General features: G+C 41.4%; 21 protein-coding genes. 9 read left to right on the forward strand and 12 right to left on the reverse strand.

What is annotated here, in order from left to right:
* The first annotated feature begins 3 nt into the window (after nucleotides 1-3).
* Entirely contained in the window at nucleotides 4-279 is a 276-nt protein-coding gene (locus HUJ22_RS07125; protein WP_290875652.1) for a hypothetical protein, read from the forward strand.
* A 62-nt stretch (nucleotides 280-341) separates the two neighbouring features.
* On the opposite strand, the gene HUJ22_RS07130 is transcribed toward HUJ22_RS07125, so the two are convergent.
* The 3 genes from HUJ22_RS07130 to HUJ22_RS07140 form a co-directional block, all read right to left on the reverse strand.
* A complete protein-coding gene (locus HUJ22_RS07130) occupies nucleotides 342-686 on the reverse strand; it encodes a hypothetical protein (protein WP_290875653.1) in 345 nt (114 codons plus the stop codon).
* Nucleotides 679-1,224: a DUF2267 domain-containing protein gene (locus HUJ22_RS07135; RefSeq protein WP_290875654.1), complete on the reverse strand. Its 546-nt coding sequence runs from the start codon at nucleotides 1,222-1,224 to the stop codon at nucleotides 679-681. The genes HUJ22_RS07130 and HUJ22_RS07135 overlap by 8 nt, the downstream gene beginning before the upstream one ends.
* A gap of 121 nt (nucleotides 1,225-1,345) precedes the next feature.
* Nucleotides 1,346-2,269, reverse strand: a complete 924-nt coding sequence (locus HUJ22_RS07140; protein ID WP_366871017.1) for a glycosyltransferase family 2 protein — start codon at nucleotides 2,267-2,269, stop codon at nucleotides 1,346-1,348.
* A gap of 107 nt (nucleotides 2,270-2,376) precedes the next feature.
* Between HUJ22_RS07140 and HUJ22_RS07145 the strand changes: the two genes are divergently transcribed.
* Nucleotides 2,377-2,697: a MerR family transcriptional regulator gene (locus HUJ22_RS07145; RefSeq protein WP_290875657.1), complete on the forward strand. Its 321-nt coding sequence runs from the start codon at nucleotides 2,377-2,379 to the stop codon at nucleotides 2,695-2,697.
* Between the two features lie 19 nt (nucleotides 2,698-2,716).
* Here HUJ22_RS07145 and HUJ22_RS07150 read toward each other — a convergent pair whose 3' ends face one another.
* Nucleotides 2,717-3,646 (reverse strand): COX15/CtaA family protein, encoded by a 930-nt coding sequence (locus tag HUJ22_RS07150; protein ID WP_290875659.1) that lies wholly within the window; start codon nucleotides 3,644-3,646, stop codon nucleotides 2,717-2,719.
* Nucleotides 3,647-3,725: 79 nt separating this feature from the next.
* Between HUJ22_RS07150 and cyoE the strand changes: the two genes are divergently transcribed.
* Complete coding sequence (gene cyoE / locus HUJ22_RS07155; RefSeq protein ID WP_290875661.1) at nucleotides 3,726-4,634, forward strand: heme o synthase; 909 nt, start codon at nucleotides 3,726-3,728, stop codon at nucleotides 4,632-4,634.
* Nucleotides 4,635-4,718: 84 nt separating this feature from the next.
* Here the strand turns inward: cyoE and HUJ22_RS07160 are convergent, their stop codons facing one another.
* Nucleotides 4,719-5,516 carry a hypothetical protein gene (locus tag HUJ22_RS07160; RefSeq protein WP_290875663.1) on the reverse strand — a complete coding sequence of 266 codons (798 nt, stop codon included), beginning with the start codon at nucleotides 5,514-5,516 and terminating at the stop codon, nucleotides 4,719-4,721.
* Between the two features lie 255 nt (nucleotides 5,517-5,771).
* Nucleotides 5,772-6,515: an RDD family protein gene (locus HUJ22_RS07165; protein WP_290875665.1), complete on the reverse strand. Its 744-nt coding sequence runs from the start codon at nucleotides 6,513-6,515 to the stop codon at nucleotides 5,772-5,774.
* Between the two features lie 182 nt (nucleotides 6,516-6,697).
* On the opposite strand from HUJ22_RS07165, the gene HUJ22_RS07170 reads away from it, so the two are divergent.
* The 6 genes from HUJ22_RS07170 to HUJ22_RS07195 all read left to right on the forward strand — a co-directional run bounded on the left by HUJ22_RS07170 (nucleotide 6,698) and on the right by HUJ22_RS07195 (nucleotide 12,978).
* Nucleotides 6,698-7,648 (forward strand): stage II sporulation protein M, encoded by a 951-nt coding sequence (locus HUJ22_RS07170; RefSeq protein ID WP_290875667.1) that lies wholly within the window; start codon nucleotides 6,698-6,700, stop codon nucleotides 7,646-7,648.
* A complete protein-coding gene (locus HUJ22_RS07175; RefSeq protein ID WP_290875669.1) occupies nucleotides 7,648-8,472 on the forward strand; it encodes a hypothetical protein in 825 nt (274 codons plus the stop codon). The genes HUJ22_RS07170 and HUJ22_RS07175 overlap by 1 nt, the downstream gene beginning before the upstream one ends.
* Nucleotides 8,473-8,529: 57 nt before the next feature.
* Nucleotides 8,530-9,267, forward strand: a complete 738-nt coding sequence (locus HUJ22_RS07180; protein ID WP_290875671.1) for a DUF4129 domain-containing protein — start codon at nucleotides 8,530-8,532, stop codon at nucleotides 9,265-9,267.
* Nucleotides 9,264-10,466, forward strand: coding sequence for a DUF4350 domain-containing protein (locus HUJ22_RS07185; protein ID WP_290875673.1), 1,203 nt, complete (start codon nucleotides 9,264-9,266; stop codon nucleotides 10,464-10,466). Before HUJ22_RS07180 ends, HUJ22_RS07185 begins: the two co-directional genes overlap by 4 nt.
* Entirely contained in the window at nucleotides 10,463-11,491 is a 1,029-nt protein-coding gene (locus HUJ22_RS07190) for a MoxR family ATPase (protein WP_290875675.1), read from the forward strand. The genes HUJ22_RS07185 and HUJ22_RS07190 overlap by 4 nt, the downstream gene beginning before the upstream one ends.
* 146 nt (nucleotides 11,492-11,637) lie before the next feature.
* A complete protein-coding gene (locus HUJ22_RS07195) occupies nucleotides 11,638-12,978 on the forward strand; it encodes a DUF58 domain-containing protein (RefSeq protein ID WP_290875677.1) in 1,341 nt (446 codons plus the stop codon).
* Between the two features lie 27 nt (nucleotides 12,979-13,005).
* Here HUJ22_RS07195 and HUJ22_RS07200 read toward each other — a convergent pair whose 3' ends face one another.
* From HUJ22_RS07200 to HUJ22_RS07225, 6 genes are all read right to left on the reverse strand, one after another.
* The gene (locus HUJ22_RS07200) at nucleotides 13,006-15,426 is read right to left on the reverse strand and encodes a thiamine pyrophosphate-dependent enzyme (protein ID WP_290875679.1); all 2,421 of its coding nucleotides are present in this window, start codon (nucleotides 15,424-15,426) and stop codon (nucleotides 13,006-13,008) included.
* A 152-nt stretch (nucleotides 15,427-15,578) separates the two neighbouring features.
* The gene (locus HUJ22_RS07205) at nucleotides 15,579-16,970 is read right to left on the reverse strand and encodes a class II fumarate hydratase (protein ID WP_290875681.1); all 1,392 of its coding nucleotides are present in this window, start codon (nucleotides 16,968-16,970) and stop codon (nucleotides 15,579-15,581) included.
* A 164-nt stretch (nucleotides 16,971-17,134) separates the two neighbouring features.
* Nucleotides 17,135-18,259, reverse strand: coding sequence for a GNAT family N-acetyltransferase (locus HUJ22_RS07210; RefSeq protein ID WP_290875683.1), 1,125 nt, complete (start codon nucleotides 18,257-18,259; stop codon nucleotides 17,135-17,137).
* Between the two features lie 22 nt (nucleotides 18,260-18,281).
* Nucleotides 18,282-19,520, reverse strand: a complete 1,239-nt coding sequence (locus tag HUJ22_RS07215) for an aminotransferase class I/II-fold pyridoxal phosphate-dependent enzyme (protein ID WP_290875685.1) — start codon at nucleotides 19,518-19,520, stop codon at nucleotides 18,282-18,284.
* 203 nt (nucleotides 19,521-19,723) lie between these two features.
* The gene (locus tag HUJ22_RS07220) at nucleotides 19,724-20,899 is read right to left on the reverse strand and encodes a glycosyltransferase (protein ID WP_290875687.1); all 1,176 of its coding nucleotides are present in this window, start codon (nucleotides 20,897-20,899) and stop codon (nucleotides 19,724-19,726) included.
* Between the two features lie 17 nt (nucleotides 20,900-20,916).
* Nucleotides 20,917-22,077: a glycosyltransferase family 1 protein gene (locus HUJ22_RS07225; RefSeq protein ID WP_290875689.1), complete on the reverse strand. Its 1,161-nt coding sequence runs from the start codon at nucleotides 22,075-22,077 to the stop codon at nucleotides 20,917-20,919.
* Nucleotides 22,078-22,170 lie beyond the last annotated feature (93 nt).

Consider the following 22,170-nt stretch of genomic DNA (forward strand, 5'->3'; position numbering starts at 1 on the left):
GCCATGAACAAAAAGGAAAAACAAATCCCGCATAAATTAACAAAACTGAAAATCGAGTTACCCTCTATGCCATCGCAGGAAACTCCCGGAATTTTGGAAGAGATAAGATGGCAAGATGACGGAGGCAATGTCAGTAACCCTATCCCTTTAAGTATCTATGAATATGACCTGCCCTTACAAACCGGGGATCTTTTCCGGGTTGTGAAGGGGGATCTCATCAGCGAAAACGACAAATACTATTACATTGCTGAAATAGAGATTATTTCATCCGCTCAATGAATCCCCTAATGAAAAGTGGCTCTGATACTATCGTGCGATCGACTCAGCAACTCAAAAGAATCTTACTTTTTGATCACTTTTTGAATAGACTTATAACCACTCTTTAGATCTTTCCAGATCACTTCAATATCTTTTTTAAGAGACTCAAAAACTCCCTCACCGGCATCTTCGAGAAGCTCCACTTTTTCCTCAAGTTTTGATCTCTTGTCCCTTAAATTATTGATCCTTTGATTCAAATTATCTTTTAAAGATGCTACTTTCTCATCTCTTTTCTTTTCCAACTCTTCCAGTTCACGATCCCATTTCTTCAGATTCTTAGTGAACTTGTCGATAAAAGCTTTTCTCTTTGCCGATCTTACTTTAGGGCGTTTAGTTGCTTTTTTCTTTGCTAATACTTGTTTACTCATCTCTTTCTCCATTTAGTATTATCTGATCTTTTAAACATTCATCCCAATATGCACGGATGTCTTTAGGAAGTGTACCCCGAATATCACTTAGCTCTCCTTCACTAACACGTTCGTATAATATCTTAAGAACCGCAGAAAAAGCCTCATTGGCCTGAATGTCTCCAGCCCCTTTCAGTACTTCATTTATTCGCTCCTCTAATTCAGCAACGTGAAACTTCTTTGGAAAACCACTGACGCTATATCCTTCTAAAAACATCCCTCTTATCAAAGTAGGAAGTTGAGCAGATAAGTGATGAACTTCTTCTATGGTGATCCTATCTCTGATGACATGCATTACTTCACGAAGTATATTCCAAGCTACATCTTTTCGCTTCTCCAGGCTCAACTCATTGGCTAGTCTGTTCACCCAATTGCTGGCATCCAATACATAACCATTAAACAAGTTTTTTGGCTGGGAGATTACTTCTGGTCTGGTTGCAGTTTTTTCAGTTTTAATTTCGGGGAGTAACTTCTCAAACCACTTTACTTCCTTTTCCATATAGATTCCCTTTAGGTTTTTCTTACAACAGAAAAAAGGGAATTGGAACATCATTTAAGACAGGCACAACCCTGATAACTATGAAGGATTATTCATTACAGAAGCACTTTTGTGTAAAACGTCAAACTTTTTCCCGAATTCGTGGCTTTTGCTTCTCCACATGGTTTTTGTTGATCATTTCTCCCAACAAACCGGTAGAGAAAAATTGTACCCCCACTACCATCAGCAGAATTCCTAAAAACAGCAATGGCCTGTCGCCTATTCCCCGCCCGTAGAAAAACTTTATAAATGCCATGTAAAAATTAATACCTCCCCCAATCAATAATAACAATACTCCTACAGTCCCAAAAAAGTGCATCGGTTTTTGTAAATAACGCTGTACAAATGTTATAGTGATCAGATCCAGAAAACCATTCATAAAGCGTGAAAAACCAAACTTTGTTTTTCCGTATTTGCGGGGATGATGCTTAACCACTTTCTCAGCAATCCGGGAATATCCTTCCCTTTTAGCAAGCATCGGGATATATCGATGTAACTCCCCGTACAAATAAATGTTCTCAACTACCTCGGCTCGGTAGGCCTTTAGCCCACAATTAAAATCGTGCAGGTTTATTCGGGCTACTTTGCGAGTTACATAATTAAAAAACTTAGACGGAATAGTTTTAGAGAGAGGGTCGTGACGCTCTTTCTTCCATCCGCTCACCAAATCATAACCATTTTGCAACATCTGTATCATTTCCGGAACTTCAGAAGGGTCATCCTGAAGATCGGCATCCATTGTTACCACATACTTTCCTTCTGAGGCTTCAAAACCGGCTTGCAAGGCCACACTTTTACCGTAATTGTGATGAAATGAAATTCCCCGGACAGTATCTTTTTTGTCACTAAGGGAAGTGATCACCCCCCATGAATTGTCTGTAGAACCATCATCCACAAAAATGATCTCGTAGCTGAAGTCAGCATTCAAAGCTTCATGGATCGCTTTTTCCAATTCCGGCAACGACTCTTCTTCATTATAAACCGGTATCACAATGCTTACATCGATATTTGTATGTAATTTTAGTTTTTGCAAAATGTATTCTTTTAAATATGTTCAGAATTGGTTTACTTTCACGGCATTAAAAACGTTCTAAAATACACTTTCTGCTTGCTATGAAAAAATTGTATTACTCAATGGGTGAAGTCAGTAAACTAACAGGACTGGAGCCGCATGTGCTGCGGAATTGGGAAAAAACGTATTCAGAATTAAGTCCCAAGAAAAACAGCGCCGGAAACCGGGTTTACAAAGAGCAGGAATTAGCGCTTATCTTTAGAATAAAGGAACTTTTGCACGAAAGAAAGTATAGTTCTGAAGGTGTTCAGGAAATACTGAGTGAAGGTGAAAAGAAAGCAGCCCCGGAATTAAGTGCTGAAGCCCGCAAAGATCTTTCCGAGATAAAAGTGTTTTTAAATGATCTGCTCGAACGACTATAGGTGAAAAATAAGCGATAGTCTACTGTTTACTTTTTGCTGCTCTCAGTACTAATATCAGTAGAAATTGAGTACACACCATTATCGCCATTCCCACCAAGTGAAGCACCTGAAGCACGCGGGGCATATCCAGATAATACAGGCCTAAGCCAATCATCACTTGCACGAAAACCAGTATTACATTCCACTGACCTAAAGTGAGTACTAACCCTTCAGCTTCATTCTTGATCAGGAGGTAATACAAAAACCCTCCTGCAAAAATAACCAGCCATGAAAAGCTTCGGTGTATTGGGAATATACTTCCTGCACTTTCCAGCCAAATACCTCTCGGCAATACTTCGGACGAATTCTTGATCACATCCACCGCCTCCCGCACTTGAGTTCCAAGTACAAGCTGAATCATAGATAATGCGAATAAAATTAACATTACCCATAATAGCTTCTTTCTGAACTGCTTTTCTATACTGACCTTCAGCAAGTCACTGGTAGCTTCAAAAGTGGCATAAAGCAACGTACTTATAATCACCATGGCCACCAGCATATGCGCAGTGATCATCCCGGCATGAAGACCGGTTTTTACAACTACTCCCCCAAGCCATCCCTGGAAAAGTACGAGCACAAATGCAGCAAATGAACTGTAAAAAACTGTTGGCTTTTCTTTGCGGTATTTGAAAGAAAGTACAAAAGTGGCAGTGATCAGCAATCCAATCAGTACCCCAACCAACCGGTTTACATACTCAATCCAGGTGTTATACACATTAAACTGACTTGCATCAAAACGAGCAGGTAAATCAGCTAAACTTGTGGGTGGTATCCACATACCGAAACATTTGGGCCAATCCGGACACCCCAAGCCGGCCCCGGCTGCTCTAACCAAACCTCCCAGTAAAATTAGAAATAAAGTAGCTGCTACTGTAGTGATTGCGGTTTTTTGGAAAGTGTTTAATTTCATTACAAAAGACTGTCAAATAAGAGGAATAATAATTAAATTTCGGCTTGCTTTAAGCAATGTTTTGACGCATCAAAGTTACATGAATTCAACCGAAGAAAACATACTCATCAAGCGAACTTTTACAGACGTAATAACCGACTATTATCAACTCACTAAACCGGGCATCACTATGTCTGTAGTGGTCAGTATGTTAGTCGGGTTTATATTAGGTAGTGGTGCTAACATCAATCTTTCGGTTCTCATTCACGCTTTGATTGGAACCTATTTAATTGCCGCAGGTACCGGAGCACATAACCAGTTTATGGAGCGCAAACTTGACGGTTTAATGAAGCGAACTTCCAAGCGCCCGTTGGCGGATCGGAGAATTGGTTCCAAAAACGGGATGATTTATTCACTGACGTTGATTTTTTCCGGATTATTTTATCTCATCCTTATGGTCAATCCTGTGGCCGGGACTGTTTCTTTCGTAACAATGTTGATTTACCTTGCCGCTTACACTCCGATGAAGCAGGTTTCTTCTATTAATATTGCCATTGGATCCATTCCGGGGGCATTACCTCCCGTGGGCGGATGGGCCGCCGCAACCGGTAACATTGCCGAACCCGGTATGTGGCTTTTGTTTGGAATTATGTTTTTATGGCAAGTCCCGCATGTGCTCTCCATAGCCTGGCTGTGTAAAGATGACTACTCCAGTGCCGGCTTTAAGATGCTCCCAAAAAATGATGATCAGGGATATAAAACAACCTTTTGGTCACTTCTTTGTGTGATGGGTATTTTCCCCGTAACCTTTGGCCTTTATCAACTCGAAATTTCCGGGATGATCTTTTTAGTGCTAGGAATCATCTTTGCATTGGGGTTTTTAGCTTACACTATTAAATTTGGGCTCGACCGAACCAAAGCCAATGCCAAACAGATGATGTTTGCTTCCATTGCCTATCTCCCGCTGGTTTGGGTTGCCGTGTTTTTAGACCGGTTTATTTCTTTTTAGTGAATGATGGTGGACCGGGGACGGATGACGGGCTTATTCTCATTCCCAACCTCCCGGTCCCTGTTATCTTGAGACAGCATCTATCTATTTATCGAACACAAACTTTATGCCGGCGGCAAAAGAAACCGGGTAGGTATTTTCATAATTGCTGTCCGTGTATTTAACCGATTCAAACTGCAGCCATGGGTATTGGGCGTTATCGATCGTATTAATAAGCTTTGTACATAGGGCCCGGTTGTTACTTGTGGAGAATGAAAAATGCAGTTTTTTATTCGATCTGCTCTTTGAATGCGTTTGATTTTCGATCAGGTTAATTAATGCCCTGGCATATGGACCTGATGGATCGGTAGCGATAAAATTATCAAAGACTGAAGGCTCCTCATCCTCTAGAAACAGAGCCACGAGAACGATGCCTGATTCACTGCCTTTTCCGATAAATGTCCGCGAAGTATGGGCAGTATATGTTTCCCCTACATATGCGGCCATATCTTTGAACAGTTCATAATGCTCCTGGTAGGTGTCCGGTTCCGCATCCACATCAGGAATGCTTTCTAAAGAAACTACAACTGCATCAAAACCTTCAATTTGACGGACGCCGTCAATTACTTTCTCAAATTCATCCATGGCGATCTTGAAATGTTGCTCGGTGTAATCAATTAAAAATATGGCCGGAAGATCTTTATTCGTGTCATATGCTGCCGGTAAGTAGATCTTCCCTTTTTCCATCTTCCCATTTGATGGAAAGGTAAATGTTTCTATCCTTGATGAAGCCTCAGTTTCGAAAGTAGCTGTAATGCTATTAACATCATGAGAAAAAGAAGCATTGAGTACCCCGGCCGCTAACATGATAAAGCCCATCGCATAGTTTAGCTTTGTTTTCATTTCTGTCTCGTTAGAATTGCAAAAACCATTTCAAGAGTCTTTCTCTCAAAATGACGACAGTGCAGGCATATCACCATTACTGTCCTTTTTAACTTTACTTCGAAGGCAAGTTGTTATTCAAATAAAGTAAAATGGATAAAACGGAGTTAATATCAAATTGCTATTCTTTTGAGTGCTTGGTTTAAGGCGGAGCCTCCGGTAGGCATCACGGAGCAGAGCACCGTGACGAGGGGAAACTTTTTTAATCTCATTCCCTCACTTCCCATGAATAGCATTATAATCCTTAATAACCGTTTTCAGGAATTCATCGCCCCGAAGGTCATGGTCTTTCACGCCTAAACGATCTTCTATTTTCTTGCGGGTTTTCTGAAGCATGAGGAACCAGTTGTCGTAGTCGTAGTGAGAGCGGGAATCGAGCACTTCTTTTATGATGCGGATGTCTTTGTCGGCCAGCTCAGCCACTTGTGGAAATACCGGTTTATAGGCATCCGCCACTTCGGCAAAGAGGGTATTATCCAGCTTCACATTCTTGCGCTCTTTGATCACGCAAGTCTTGCCCAGGATATCTCCTATTCGCTGTCCTTTACCGTTCATGATCACTGCTACAAAAGCAAGCACTCCGCTGGTCATGGTGATCTCCACCAGGCGAAACATCCATCGAACCAGATAACCGCTGAGCGTAGCCCGGGTTCCGTCCACCTTCACCACGCGAATACCTACAATCTTCTTACCAAGGCTGTATCCGTTTGAAATCAACTCCGAGATCAGGTGATACAACATCATTGGGAGCACCAGCACGATATATAATATCCATATATTATCCTGAATGGCGCTTTCCGGATTTGCCCCGATATCATTCACATATCCCCAGATCCATATCACCACCAAATAATACACCCCGATGAAAAAGCCATCCAGGAAAAAGGCAAGGATCCGTTCTCCCACCCCTGCCGGTTCATAGCTCAGTTTTACATGCTGACTGGTTTCAATTCCTACCATGTGATTGATGATTGTAAATTTTTGATTGATGAATGCACTCTGCGCCCAACAAATGACGCTCGTCCGACTAACCAATCTTAGATTATTAAATAAGTCATTCTATTTACTATCTTCTTTGCGAACAAAGCGAGCGTGAAGTTATGTCCATGCTCGATAAAACGAAAGTGGATTAATCCATCTGAATGAGAGAAGTAGCCTTTTTAAGAAAAAATGCGGATAAGTGGAAGAAATTCGAGCAGCTGCTGAAGAATAAATCGAATGACGATCCTGATCAACTTGCCGACTTATATATAGAACTCAGTGCCGATTTGGCTTATGCGCAAGCCAATTATCCGGGCAGTAAAACAGAGCAGTACCTAAATCAACTATCGGTAGCCGTTCATGATGAGATCTATCGATCAAAAAAAGAAGAAACGGGCCGCATTATCACCTTTTGGACACAGGAAATTCCCCGTCTTTTTGCTACCAAACAAAAGGAACTGTTGTACAGCTTCATTGTTTTCAGCCTAGCCATCGGTATTGGAATTCTTTCTTCCATAAATGATCCTTCTTTTGTGCGTTTCATCATGGGCGATGCTTACGTCAACATGACCATTAGCAACATTAATGAAGGTGATCCGCTGGCAGTGTATAAAAAAGCAGAAGAGATGGATATGTTCTTTGCTATCACCGTAAATAACGTACGTGTTTCATTTTATGCCTTTGTTAGCGGCTTGCTGACTTCCATCGGTGTGGGCGTGGTGCTGCTTAATAACGGAGTGATGGTTGGCGCATTCCTGCATTTCTTTGCCGAATACGGATTAATTGGTGAAGCCCTTCGGGTTATATTTATTCATGGCAGCTTAGAGCTCTCGGCCATCGTAATTGCCGGTGCTGCCGGATTTGTGGTAGGCAATGGATTTCTGTTTCCCGGCACATATTCCCGAAAAGATTCTTTCATCAAAGCCGGGAGAGAAGGATTAAAAATGATTGTGGGCCTAGTGCCCATCTTCATAGCTGCGGGATTTCTTGAATCCTTTGTAACGCGTTATACTAACATGCCGATTTGGTTGAGCTTATTCATAATTTTCAGTTCCTTAGCGTTTATTCTCTACTATTTTGTTTTACTACCAATGACCTTAAAAGAAAAATAATGAGCGATTTTAAACTTCAAAAATACCGGGATCTGGGTACAATACTAACCGATTCCTTTGTTTATATAAGAGTACACTATAAAAGTCTGGGAAAAGCCCTGTTGCTGTATGTTCTACCCTTTTACCTGATTTCCGGACTACTTGTGGGCAATGCCTACACCTCCTTCTTTTCGGTTATGATGGAGAATCCTGATGTTTCCGGTGAAACGCTTATCGGCGGAGATTTTATCCTGGGGTTTCTGCTGCTCGCACTGTCTTCAGGTGCCTTGCTGACTGTAGCCATGACACATGTGCAACTGGCTCAGAAACACGGGGAAGTATTAAACTCACAACTGATCGAGCATTTTGGACGTAATTTTATCACCCTGTTTGTCCTTTACATTCTCATCATCTTTGCTGTTATCTTCGGGTTCATCTTTTTTATCATTCCGGGCATTTATATAGCCATCAAATTCTTTGTGGCTCCGGCAATAGCTATTATTGAAGAAAAAAATCCCATTGAAGCTCTTCAGCGTTCCTGGGACCTTGTACAGGGCCATTGGTGGTTTACGTTTGCAACCTACCTGGTTATGAATCTTGTTACCTCCTTTATGTCTTATGTACTCATTATCCCGCTTACCATTATTTTTGGGTTTATCTCAGCTGCCGGAGCTGATTCCAATGAAATGATCGGGACCGGGATGGGTGTCTTCTATGGGCTATTGGTAGTGGTTGCATCACTTTTTTCCGTATTGATGTTGATTGCAATGTGCCTGCAATATTTCAACCTTATTGAAAGAAAAGAAGGCGTGAGCTTGCGCGCCCAAATTGAGGAATTGGGTTGAATTTAGCTGCCAATTATAAAATTATTTGTCAAACAGAGAGTATGTCAGCTGTTTAATATGAGATTATCCTGCAAAATATATCTTTCATTGAGCTTATTGCTGATTCTGGCACTGCCCATATCCTCCTTGGCACAGGATAACACTGCCCCTGAATTACCTGCAGACAGCAGTGATATCAACGTTCGGACGGTAGATACTGAAACCCTAAAAAACATAACGGATGAGCAGGTTTTTGAATACAATGAAGAATTAGCCCAGAACCCGGAATCGCTAATGAGCCGGGTTTATCAGTGGATTATTCAGGTTATTCGATACATTATGGACAATCGATGGGCTTCGGCATTACTCAGGTTTATCTTCTTTGGTATTTTCGCATTGGTACTGATTGCATTAATCAATCAAATACTGGGTGGAAATATGACCACGGCTTTTTCAAAAAAGAAGGCCAAAGAATCCGTATCACTGAATATTCAACAGTCGGAACTCAAAACAACGAATTATAACGAGCTATTAAACTCCGCCTTGTCTGAAAACCGTTTCCGGGATGCCGTTCGTATTCTATACCTAAAAGCCCTGCAAGAGCTCAATGAAACCGAATTGATCGTATGGAAACAGGACAAAACAAATCATGATTATCTCAGAGAATTAGGTACCCACCCTGTGAAATCCCCCTTTAACCGGCTCACTTATTATTATGAATATGTGGAATATGGGGATTTTCGTATTGATAAAAAGGGCTTTGAAAATATTCGGGACATTTATCGCCAATTTCAGGAACAAGCTGCTCAATCATGATCAAAAAAGAGCGCACATACTATATCATTCTTGGAGTTTTAGTCTCCGCATTTGTCCTGGTTCAAATATTAAAGCCCAAACCTTTAGACTGGACTGAGAGTTTTTCTGCCGAAGATAAAATTCCATATGGCGGGTATATCCTTCATGAACTGCTGCCTTATACCTTTCCCGGTCAGGATATTATTACCAATCAATCCCCGGTTTTTGAGTATGCGGATACTGCCAATCCCAAAAAAAACTGGATTTTCATAAACAGAACATTCAACATCGATCAATGGGAAACAGAAATCTTGCTATCTCAGGTAAAAAAAGGGGCGGATGTTTTTATAGCGGCCAGAAGTTTTGGGCAGGCATTAAGCGATAGCCTGAATCTTACTACCTCACTTAATAGTCCCTTTTTGGGGGGTGGAAATATTTTAGAAGATGATACTGTACACGTCAATTTCACAAACCCCCGTCTTAAAAGAGACACCGGATACCCTTATTACCGAAGTACCACCGAAACTTTTTTCTCAAATATTGACTCTACGCTTAAAGTCAGCACCCTTGGAATCAATGAACAGAAAAATAATAATTTTCTGCGCGTTCAATTGGGGGAAGGAAATCTTTATCTTCACTCCAATCCTACCCTGTTCACTAATTATTTTGTGCGGGATGAAACCGGTTCGGATTACGCCCTGACGGCCCTTTCCTACCTTCCAAATCAAACTACCATTTGGGATGAATATTACAAAGATGTGCGCTCTTCCGGAGGAAGCGTAGTTAAATATGTGGTTTCGGAAGAACATCTGAGCTGGGCTTGGTTCCTGGGTTTAAGCGGTGTGCTGTTGTTTATGATTTTCAGAGCCAAACGTTCTCAAAGGATTATTCCTGTTATTAAGCCTCCAAAAAATTCCAGCATTGAGTTTGCCAAAACTATTGGCAGCCTGTATCTGGAAAAAGGGGATCACAAGCTAATAGCTGACAAAAAAATCCGGTTTTTCTTTGACTATATTCGTACGAACCTGGGACTTGATACAGATAAAATTGATGGTCATTTGAAGAAAGATGTTTCCCTCAGGTCCGGGATTGAGGAAAGTGAAATCCATACCCTGTTTGATTTGATTGATATGGTATCAAGCCAGGAGAACATAAGCCGGAATGAGCTAAAATTATTAACTGAACGAATTGATCAATTCTATAACCTAAGTCAACGATGAGTACTGAAGAAAAAGATACAACGAATACGTCCTCTGAAAACGAAAACAAAGATGCGACTCCTTTTGAAAGCAGAACCGATCTTTCCGGAGTGGAAAGCCTGGTAAATAACATCCGCACAGAACTCGGAAAAATCATTGTGGGGCAGCACCGCATGGTAGATTTGCTGATTGCAGCCCTCCTCGCTGATGGACATGTCCTGATTGAAGGCGTTCCGGGAGTTGCCAAAACTTTGACCACCAAATTGCTGGCTCAAACCATAGATTCTGATTTTTCGCGTATCCAGTTCACTCCCGATTTGATGCCTGCGGATGTAATCGGCACCTCTGTCTTCAATCCAAAAACCACCGATTTTGAATTCAAGGAAGGGCCGGTTTTTTCTAATATTGTTCTCATCGATGAAATCAATCGCTCACCGGCAAAAACCCAGGCTGCATTGTTTGAAGTAATGGAAGAACGTCAAATCACCGTAGACGGAAAAACTTATTTTATGGATGCTCCCTTTATGGTTGTGGCTACTCAAAACCCCATTGAACATGAAGGCACCTACCGGCTTCCCGAAGCTCAATTAGACCGGTTCTTGTTCCGAATTGATGTACCCTATCCTTCGCTCGATGAAGAAATCGAAATTCTGGCGGGCAGTTATTCCCGCAAAAACAAGCTGGATATCAGTACGCTGGCAAAAGTGATCTCAGCTGAAGAGATAGCCAAACAACGGGATATTGTAGCTTCCATACACGTGGAGCCTGAGCTTATGAAATACATTGCAGAAGTCATTCAAAATACTCGGAACAGCAGCTCAGTTTCCATCGGAGCTTCACCGAGGGCTTCAGTATTTGTAATGAAAGCCGCACAAGCCTGGGCAGCCATGAACGGCCGTGATTTTATAACTCCGGAAGATGTGAAAGAAGTTATCAACCCTGTGCTGCGACACCGAATTACTCTCACCCCTGAAAAAGAAATGGAAGGGATGAAACCAGACCAGGTAATCCAGATTATTCTGGAAAAAGTGGAGGTGCCGCGGTAATTACCCGTTCAAAAATTTCCCCTCCCGGGAGGGGATTAAGTGGAGGGTCGAGGTTTAAAAAAGCAATTGATTTGAATCATACCTAACCCTCCCCTTTGTTTCCTCTCCCCGGAGAGGAAGACTCCTTAGATAATTTCTCAAAAACTATGAATCCAATCATCATTTTCAAACAAACATATCTCAGCAACCTGTTTTTTCAGGTATTATCGGGAGTGGTTCTCACTTTTTTGGTTGGGTATTTTGTACCTGTTGCAGGGGCTCTGGCTGAGATTCTTTTTTTTGGATTTGTGATTCTTTTTGGGATTGACCTTATTTTGCTCTTCAGTAAAAAGGATCCTCTCACCGGAAACCGCCTGGCTCCAAAACGGCTTTCCAACGGAGACAATAACACTATCCGGCTGCAAATTTCCAACCGCTATAATTTCCGGGTTGATACCGAAATTATTGATGAAATCCCCCATCAGTTTCAGATTAGGAATTTCAATATTTCTTCCGATTTTGATGCCAATGCCGATCAGGAGTTTACTTACGAATTGCGCCCCACTGAACGGGGTGAATATAACTTTGGAAATATCAATGTGTTCGTGGGCACCAAAATTGGATTCGTAAGAAGGAAAGTAAGTCTTCCTGCTGAAGAAACAGTTCCTGTTTATCCTTCTTTCATCCAAATGCGTAAATTTGAGATGTACGCCATTTCAAACCGCTTGACAGATGTTGGCATTAAAAAGATACGTCGCGTCGGCCACACCATGGAATTCGACCAAATTAAGGAATATGTGCGTGGAGATGATGTACGTTCCATAAACTGGAAAGCTACGGCCAGAACAAATGACCTGATGGTCAATCAATATCAGGATGAGCGATCCCAAAACGTAATTAACGTTATTGATATGGGGCGTGTAATGAAAATGCCTTTTGAGGGACTGCATCTTTTGGATTATGCCATTAATACCAGCCTGGTAATCTCAAATATTGCCTTAATTAAAGACGACAAAGCCGGATTGGTTACTTTTTCCAATGATGATTCTGTAGTCGTGAAACCGGAGAAAAAGCGCACACATATTCAGCGTATTCAAGAGGCATTGTATAACCTGAATACCAATTTTTTAGAATCAGATTATGAGCGACTGGTCATTTCTTTACGGAAACATGTGAATCAGCGCAGTTTGGTTTTACTCTATACTAATTTTGAGACTTTCTCCTCTATGGAACGGCAACTGCCTTATTTGCAGCGCATTGCTAAAGATCACCTGCTCGTCACTATCTTTTTTGAGAATACTGAAATGACCAAGCTCCTCCATGAAGAATCTAAAACCATTGGTCAGATCTACACCAAAACCATCGCCGAAAAGTTCACTTTTGAGAAAAAACAGATCGTGAAAGCACTAAACCAGCGGGGTATTCAAACCATTCTTACCCCACCTAAAGAGCTCTCCGTGAATGCCATTAACAAGTATTTGGAGCTGAAAGCACGAGGGTTGATTTAGAAGAAGCTTTCAACCGTCAGCTAATGACTAATAAATTGCCGGAAAACGCTCCGGATCTGCTTCTCTCATGATTTCATAAATCGCCTCAAAAATATCCTCGGCATTGGGCTTACTGAAGTAATCACCATCAGAGGCATAAGCCGGACGATGATCATGAGCCGTAACACATTTCGGCTCAGAATCCAGATGGAAGTATCCGTCTTGCTCTTCGAGTACTTTTTGCATGATATAAGCCGATGCCCCTCCGGGTACATCTTCGTCAACCACTAACAAACGATTTGTCTTCTCAAGTGATTTTCCAATTACATGATCCAGATCAAATGGAAGCAGTGTGCGAACGTCTATCAACTCCATAGAAATCCCTGCTTCGTTAAGTTGCGGAATAAGGCTTTCAATGATATTAAAAGTGGAACCGTATGAAACTACGGTAATATCGGTACCCTCTTCCACCACTTCGGGTTTACCAAGCGGCATAGTGAATTCACCAAGGTTAGTCGGAAGATTTTCTTTGAGCCGGTAACCGTTTAAAGGCTCAACAACTATAGCGGGGTCATCCCCCTGAAGCAAGGTATTATAGAAACCGGCCGCTTCTGTAAGATTTCGCGGTACACATAAATGCACCCCTCTCGCCCCGTTTATGATCATTCCCATCGGTGATCCAGAGTGCCAAATTCCTTCCAGTCGGTGTCCTCGCGTTCTAATAATCAAAGGGGCAGCCTGACCGCCTTTAGTTCTATATCTAAGGGTGGCCAAATCGTCAGAAATACCCTGGAAACAATAGAGCAGATAATCCAGATACTGGATTTCAGTAATTGGCCTTAAGCCGCGAATGGCCATCCCAATTCCCTGCCCTAAGATGGTTGCTTCCCGGATACCCGTGTCACTTACACGAATTTCACCGAATTTCTCTTGCATGCCTTCAAGGCCTTTGTTTACACCGCCCAGTTTACCTGAATCTTCACCAAAGACCAGTGTATTTGGATATTTTTCAAAAATAGAATCAAAATTTTCACGAATCACCAATCGACCATCTACCCTTTCCGGTTTGTCAGGATATTCCGGTTTTACTTCTTCTACTTTTAATGGGGATTTTGGAGTTTCACTGTACAAATGAGAATTATATCGCTCTTTATTTTCTTCCCGGGATTTTTTAACCCATTCAGCAAGTTTTTCCCTTGCATCTCCATTTTTCCCGGCTGTAACAGCTAAGGCACTTCGGGCTGCAGACAAAATATCTTTACGTATTGCGTTCGGATAGTTTTTCAATTTCCTGGCAAACTCACCTGCTTTTTCAACACCTGACTCATCCTTAAGCTTGTTAATCAGATCGATAACAGTAGCCTTTTCCTCTTTGATAGGATCCATGAATGCTTTCCATGCTGCTGTTTTGGCTTCAGTTACTTCATCCTGAGCCTCCTGTTCCAGCTCGTCAAGCTTTTTAGCCTTCGCAATATCGTTATCAATAATCCAGTGGCGAAGTTTTTCAAGGCAACAATATTCTTCTTCCCACTTCAGGCGCTCTTCCGATTTGTAGCGTTCATGAGATCCGGAAGTTGAATGTCCTTGAGGCTGGGTAACTTCCATTACATGAACCAATACGGGTACATGTTTCTCGCGAGCTATTTTAGCAGCCTTTTCATAGGTTTCAATGAGCCCTTGATAATCCCAGGCTTTTGCAGTCAAAATCTCATAGCCCGGTTTATCTTCCGTGCGTTGAAAACCGCTAAGCACTTCAGAAATACTCTCTTTAGTAGTTTGATATTTTTTTGAAACTGAAATCCCAAAACCGTCGTCCCATACTGACACTACCATGGGTATCTGTAAAACACCACCGGCATTTATAGATTCCCAAAATACCCCTTCCGAAGTACTGGCATCACCGATGGTTCCAAAAGCAATCTCATTTCCTTTATTAGAAAACTTCTTCCATTCTTTCCCTTTCAGTGCTTTTTCATTTCTGTACACTTTAGAGGCCTGAGCAAGCCCTAAAAGACGCGCCATTTGTCCGGCTGTCGGTGATATATCAGAAGCTGTATTCTTGGATTTTGTTTGATCGATCCAGTTTCCTTCTTCATCTATCAATCGAGTGCCAAAATGAGAATTCATTTGTCGACCGGCTGAACTTGGATCAGCTTCCACATCGGCGTGAGCATAAAGTTGAGCAAAAAGTTGCTGTGGAGTTACCTGCCCCAAAGCCAACATTAATGTTTGATCTCTATAATAGCCGGAGCGGAAATCTCCTTCCTGAAATTGTTTTGACAGTGCAATCTGTGGAATCTCCTTTCCATCTCCAAAAATTCCGAACTTGGCTTTTCCGGTCAGCACTTCTTTTCTGCCAATCAACGACATATGCCGGCTTACCCAACCCAACTTAAAATCTGCAAGGATTTCTTTCTTCTGAGCAGCGGTAAACTTGGTTTTTTTCGTCTTATTTTTTACTTGGGCCATTTTTTAAATTGTTGTTCTGAAATTTCAGGAAAGCGCCCTTACAAACGGGGCGATATAATACGGAAAAGCGCTTTTTTATGAAACAGTCTCCATCGCGCCTATCGTTCTTTTTCCTTTAAAAAGCGGAGGCCTTTGTGTTACCAAAAGCTTGGTTATTCAGTAAAACCACCTTTCGTCATTTTAATCGGATCCAGGGCTTTATCTAATTCTTTGTCAGATAAATCAGTCATCTCTTTGGCCACATCTTTAAGCGGTCGCCCATCGGCAAAGGCTTTTTTGGCAATTTTAGCAGCTAAATCATATCCAATAATTGGGTTTAAAGCTGTAACTAAAATTGGATTTCTGCCCACCATATCAGCAATGCGTTCTTTTTTTACACTTAATTTTGAAACAGAACGATCGGCTAGATTGCGGGCTGAATTGGCTAAAATATTGATAGATTCCAATAGATTGTGAGCTACTACAGGCAACATCACATTGAGTTCAAAATTACCGGCCTGCCCACCGATGGTTACCGTTGCATCGTTTCCGATCACCTGCGCACAAACCATAGTCAAAGATTCTTCTATCACCGGATTCACTTTTCCAGGCATAATAGAAGAGCCGGGTTGAAGTGCGGCTAACTCTACCTCTCCAATACCACTGTTAGGACCTGAATTCATCCACCTTAAGTCATTTCCTATTTTCATTAAGCCAACCGCAATAGTTTTAAGCTGTCCGCTTAGTTCAACGGGAGCATCCACGGTGGCTTGCGCTTCAAAATGATTTTCAGCTTCAGTAAATGATTGGCCCGTCAATTCAGATATTTTTGCGGCGAATTTTTTACCAAAATCTTTATGCGTATTAATTCCGGTTCCAACAGCCGTCCCTCCTTGTGGAAGCTCACTCACCCGCTCAAGAGCAGACTCAACCCGTTTAATTCCCAGTTCAACCTGGCGGGCATATCCGCCAAACTCTTGTTCTATGGTAACCGGCATGGCATCCATGAGATGCGTACGTCCCGTTTTTACCACATCTGAATATTCTTTTCCTTTTTCCAGGAAGGTTTTGTTGAGATGCTCAAGCGCCGGGATCAGGTCATTTTTTACGCCTTTAACAGCAGCTACGCGAATAGCAGTCGGGATTACATCATTTGAACTTTGTCCGTAATTGATGTGATCGTTCGGATGTATATCTACCTTCAGGTTTTTCTTAAGTTCATTGGCCCGATGAGCAATAACTTCATTGGCATTCATATTGGTGGAAGTACCCGATCCGGTCTGAAAAATATCTATCACAAATTCTTTGTCATGAAGTCCGTCTGCTACTTCCTGTGCTGCGGCTTGAATAGCTAAAGAGACCCCTTCATCCAAGAGCCCTAATTCTGTGTTTACAATAGCAGCCGTTTTCTTCACATATCCCAAAGCTTCAATAAACTCACGGCTGAATTTAATACCGCTTACCGGAAAGTTATCATGTGCACGTTGTGTTTGAGCTCCATATAAAGCATCTTTTGGAACCTTTACTTCACCCATAGAGTCTTTCTCGATACGAAATTCGCTCATCTTTTGTCGTTTAGTTTTTTTGTTGATAATTAATTAGCCCGTAAGTAACAGCAAACCTGTGCTGACCTTTAGGAGTAAGCCAATATTTTACTTCCAAGCCTTAAAAAGATAAGGAAAAACTATGTAGATGTTGTGAAATGAGTGTTAAAAATGGAGAGGTGAAATTAAAGCTCTTTAGAGTACATGCGATAGGTTTTATCGAGCTTTCCCCCGATTCGTTCAGCAACACGAATCATTTCAGTATTGGTTTCTAAAATCCAGCTTAACTCAGATATAGTTTTACCTTCATTTTCCAAGCCATTCTTTATCGATCGCTGATGCAGCAATGCATCTACTCCCTTTCCTTGATATTTCGGAATAACGCCCATTAAAGCTGTCCTGAGGCTTTTTAGTTTTCGCTTACCCCAAAGCAGCTTAAAAATCCCAAATGGAAATAATCTCCCATTCATGGTTTTTAGAATCTCATTAATATTTGGCAAACCAATAGAAAACCCAATCGGTTCTCCCTTAACTTCAGCCACATGGGCAAAGTCTGTGTCTATAATCATTTTCAGGTCTTTACCGGCGGCTTCAAATTCTTTTTCGGAAAGCGGTATGAATCCCCAGTTATCTTTCCATGCCTGATTAAATATCTCTCGAACAATCTTAATTTCAGAATCCATGTCGTTGAGATTGATCGGGCGTATTTCCAGATCCGGTATGCGGCGCTTTACAATCTTCTTGGCCATTTCCATCCTCTCTACCGCAACTGATTCCGTATCCACGATATAGGCATACATATCCATCTCTTTGGAAAAACCGGAATTTAATATCAGCTCATCATAATAAGGATAATTATAAGGCATCAATATATAAGGGTCTTTATCATACCCCTCAATTAAAACACCTATGGTATCCATCATGCTTGGGCTGGCCGGCCCTAAAACCTTGGTCATCCCCTTATCTTTTAACCAATCAGAAGCTACACGAAATAATAAGTTTGCCGTATGCTGATCATTTATACATTCAAAAAAACCAAAGTGACCGGTTTTAGTACCATGAAACTCGTTAAACCGATGATCTACAATTGCAGCAATGCGACCTACGTCCTTGCCGTCTTTTTCTGCCAAAAAAAGAGCTATTTCGGCGTTCTCAAAAAATGGATTTTTATCGGTGTTGATCAGCTTTTTCTGATCCATCCGCAACGGCGGCACCCAGTGTTCTTCTCCCTCATAAAACGAATATATGAAATTTACAAAGCGCTTCGTTTCTTCTTTTGTTGAAACGATGGTTACACTTGAACTATTCATATAACCTTGATGAAATTGGTTTTCATTCTATTTCAGAGTGACCGTTTCTGTCTATAACACCATGTTTCAGACCTACTTTTCGGAAAGCTTCCAAAATTTGATCCAAGTGCTCATCAGTGTGACTGGCCATATAGCTGGTTCTCAATAGCGACTGCCCCTGAGGTACCGCCGGAGGTACCACAGCATTTGCATACACTCCTTCTTCAAAAAGATCTTTCCAGAATTTAAAACAATCCATCATTTCACCAATCACTACCGGAATGATAGGGCTTTGGCTGCTCCAAACATTGAATCCTAACCCGCGTAATTCTTTACGCATGTAATTAGCAATTTCTTCCAATCTTTCCAGTCTCCACGGCTCTTCCTGCAAAATCTCGAGCGCCTTTAATACTGTTGCTACATTTGCAGGAGGCATGGAAGCACTAAAAATGTGGGCCGGAGAATTGTGACGGATGTATTCAATGACGGGTTTTTCCCCAACTAAAAATCCACCGAGAGAAGCGAATGATTTGGAAAAAGTTCCGCTGATTAAGTCAACTTCATCAGTTAATCCAAATACTGAAGCAGACCCTCGCCCCCCTTTACCCACTACTCCAACAGCATGAGCATCATCTAGGTAAAGACGAGCATTAAATTCTTTAGCTAATTTTACCAGTTCGGGCACATTTGCAAGCGTACCCGACATGGAGAAGACCCCATCCGTGATAATGATTTTACCGGCATCAGGATCAGCCCTTTCTAAAAGTTTGCGCAACTGATCCATATCGTTATGATGATATCGAACTGTTTTGGCATTTGAAACCAATGTACCTACTACTATACAAGCATGATTATCCTTATCAGAAAAAATAATATCATTTCTGCCGGCTATGGTTTGAATTGAACCTTCATTAGTTTGATAACCAGTGCTAAAAAGAACGCATCCTTCTTTACCCATGAATTTTGCGAGCTTGTCTTCGAGCTCCAGATGGCTGTCGAGGGTACCATTTAAATACCGGGAACCGGTACATCCCGTCCCATATTTAGTAAGTGCTTCTTGGGCAGCTTTTATTGTCCGTTGATCGTTGGTAAGTCCCAAATAATTATTGGAACCTGCCATAATAACTCTTTTCCCTTCAATTTCTACAACTGTTCCATCCGTTGCTTCAAGAGGCTTAAAGTACGGATATAGCCCCATAGCTTTGACTTCATCCGCTTTTGTAAAATTAAAAGCTTTGGAAAAAATGTCTGATTTTGTGGCGCTGGATTTTTGATCGGCCATTCGGTGATTCCTTAACAAAGATTCTAAATAAACATCAAAATATAGCCAGTATTAATTTTCAATCACATCCTGGGAAAGACAGTGTTAACTACCGGCTGTTGACATAGGTTCAAATTATCGTGTCAAAGATAATAAATATATTGGTCTGCTACTGAATTACATATCAATTTAATTCGCGTATTTGAGCATGCTCTTTAAGTACTTCAGACTTTACTGTGCTTATTTTCCAATAATCTGGCATAAGTTTCAAATAACATTTCAAAATGACCTTCCATTGTAACAATATCATTTCGAGCCGCAATTTTAGTAGCTTCAACCAATTTCTTTCTATCCCTGTGGACCAGTTTTAATACCGCTTTCTTAAATGATTCTGCATCTCCCGTATCATACGTTTCACCTATCTCCGGATTTGCGATATCAGCTGCACCACCCCTGCGTGGTACTACTACCGGCAAACCGCTGCATACTGCTTCAGCTACTACAATCCCATATGTTTCTGCTGCTGAACCATGCACAAAATAATCGGATGAAGCTATTAAATCGGCCAGTTGTTCGCGATTTTCCGTAAACCCCATCACTTTAACATTCTCAGATTTACCGGCTTTAAAATTCACATATTTATTGATGGGGCCATCTCCAAAAATCATCAAGCCCATAGGTTTTTCTTTTGCCGCTTCCCGAAAGCCATCAATCACTGTACCTAATCTTTTTTCCGGATGATGACGGCTGATAGCAATCATCAAATGTGCTTCTTCAGGGAGTCCAAAATCAGCTAAAAGTTTTGCCCGGAGTTTTTCGTCTCGTCTCTCAGGTGAAAAAAAATCCTTTTCAATTCCGAAAGGAACCGGTATTGGATTATTCACTCCATATTTTTCAATTCGCTCAGCCAGCCAGCTTCCGCTTACAATAGTGGCATCAAATCTACTGCTTAATCGCTGCAAATATTTCCAGTAGAAGCCGAAAAAATTGTCTACACGGTCGAATCCAAATGCATTTCCAAAGAAAGTGTGTGGATAGGCCGCTACAGGATCCTGATGAAAAATAAAGGTTTTAACAGCATCTCCCTTCCACCGGCCGGCAAACCAGCCCCCTGTCCAGGGAGAAGAACCCTCCACAATATCCGGCTTTTCATGGTCCAAAATCTGGTGGACTGCTTTTTCTCTCCATAAAATATGATATCGCCAATCAACCGGAAGCCTGGGCCCTTTAACCCAGATCACCCGGCCACCATGTCGTTCTTCTTCTCCCCAATCTTTTCCAGGTGCCACAATTACCACTTCATGTCCCAGTTGAGAACCGAATTTCAGCTTTTGGTTAATATAGGTTTTTACCCCTCCGCCCTGATCCGTATAAAATTCAGCTATGTCAATTATTTTCATTCAGTTATTATAGTATTTTATAAATAATTCTTTGGAGAAGGTAAGCTCAATGCTTCTTTATAATTTTCCACCAGCTTCCCGTTTATTTCATCCCACTCATATTTCAGCGCTTTGTTTCGAGATTCTTTTTTCATCTGCTCTCGAAGCTCTTTCTCAGAAACTATCAGGGACAATTTTTTGGCAAAATCAGCTTTATTCCCGGGCTCTGCCAGGCAACCGTTCACTCCATGTTCTACGAGTGATTTACTGCCGGTAGCATCCGCAACCAGGCAGGGTAAACCACTGCTCATCGCTTCTAAAGTTACATTTCCAAAAGTTTCGGTATGAGATGGAAACAAAAACACATCACTGCTGGCATAAGCTCTTGCCAAATCTTCACCTTCCAAAAAACCTGTGTAGCAAGCTTCCGGCATCAATTCTTGCAATTCTTGTTTTGCAGGGCCGTCTCCTACAACCAATGCTTTTACATTTTTATTATTGGAAGCCAATTGCTGCACACTATATCTAAAAGTATTTAATTCCTTTTCCCATACTAAACGTGAAACAAAACTAACTACAATATCATCCTTTTTAAAACCCATCTCTGCCCGCCATTGTTCATCCCTTTTATCCGGAGAAAACAACTTTGTATTTACCCCCCGAGCCCAGATTTTCATTTTTGTATCAAAACCCTGGGTGATCAATTCGTCTATCATAGACTGTGAGGGTACATAAACATGGGCACAAGAACTATAAAACCAGCTCAAATACCTCCAGGCTATGAATTCAATAAAGTTCAATCCATAGTATTTCAGATAGCTTGTAAAGTGGGTATGATATGAACCTACTACCTGTACATTATTTTTTTGAGCCCATTTAAGTGCCTTATAACCTCCCCGGTCAGGAGTAGCAATATGCACAAGAGTAGGATTAAATTCTTCCAGTTCTTGCTCCGCTTTAACAGACAATCCCGTTGTTACCCTATATTCACCCCGATTTGAGACCGGCATGCGTATAGACGGTAAAGGAACCAATCTGCCATTATGATTAAGCGCAGGCTCCTTTATTGTCGGCCCAAACACCAATACAGGTATTCCCTGATCCTCTAAAAATTTAACCAACCGATTTAAAGTGAGAGAAACTCCATCCTTAATGTGATTATAATTGCCTGTAAAAAGGGCGACTCTTAATTCTTTCATAAAAATTTAAAAGCAGATGGCATATTTGTATCTTAATTGCCCTGCGATGATTCTTGCTATTATCTCTTTTTCAGTCTAAATAATCTTCAAATA

It is taken from the genome of Gracilimonas sp. (genome assembly GCF_014762685.1).
Lineage (GTDB): Bacteria > Bacteroidota > Rhodothermia > Balneolales > Balneolaceae > Gracilimonas.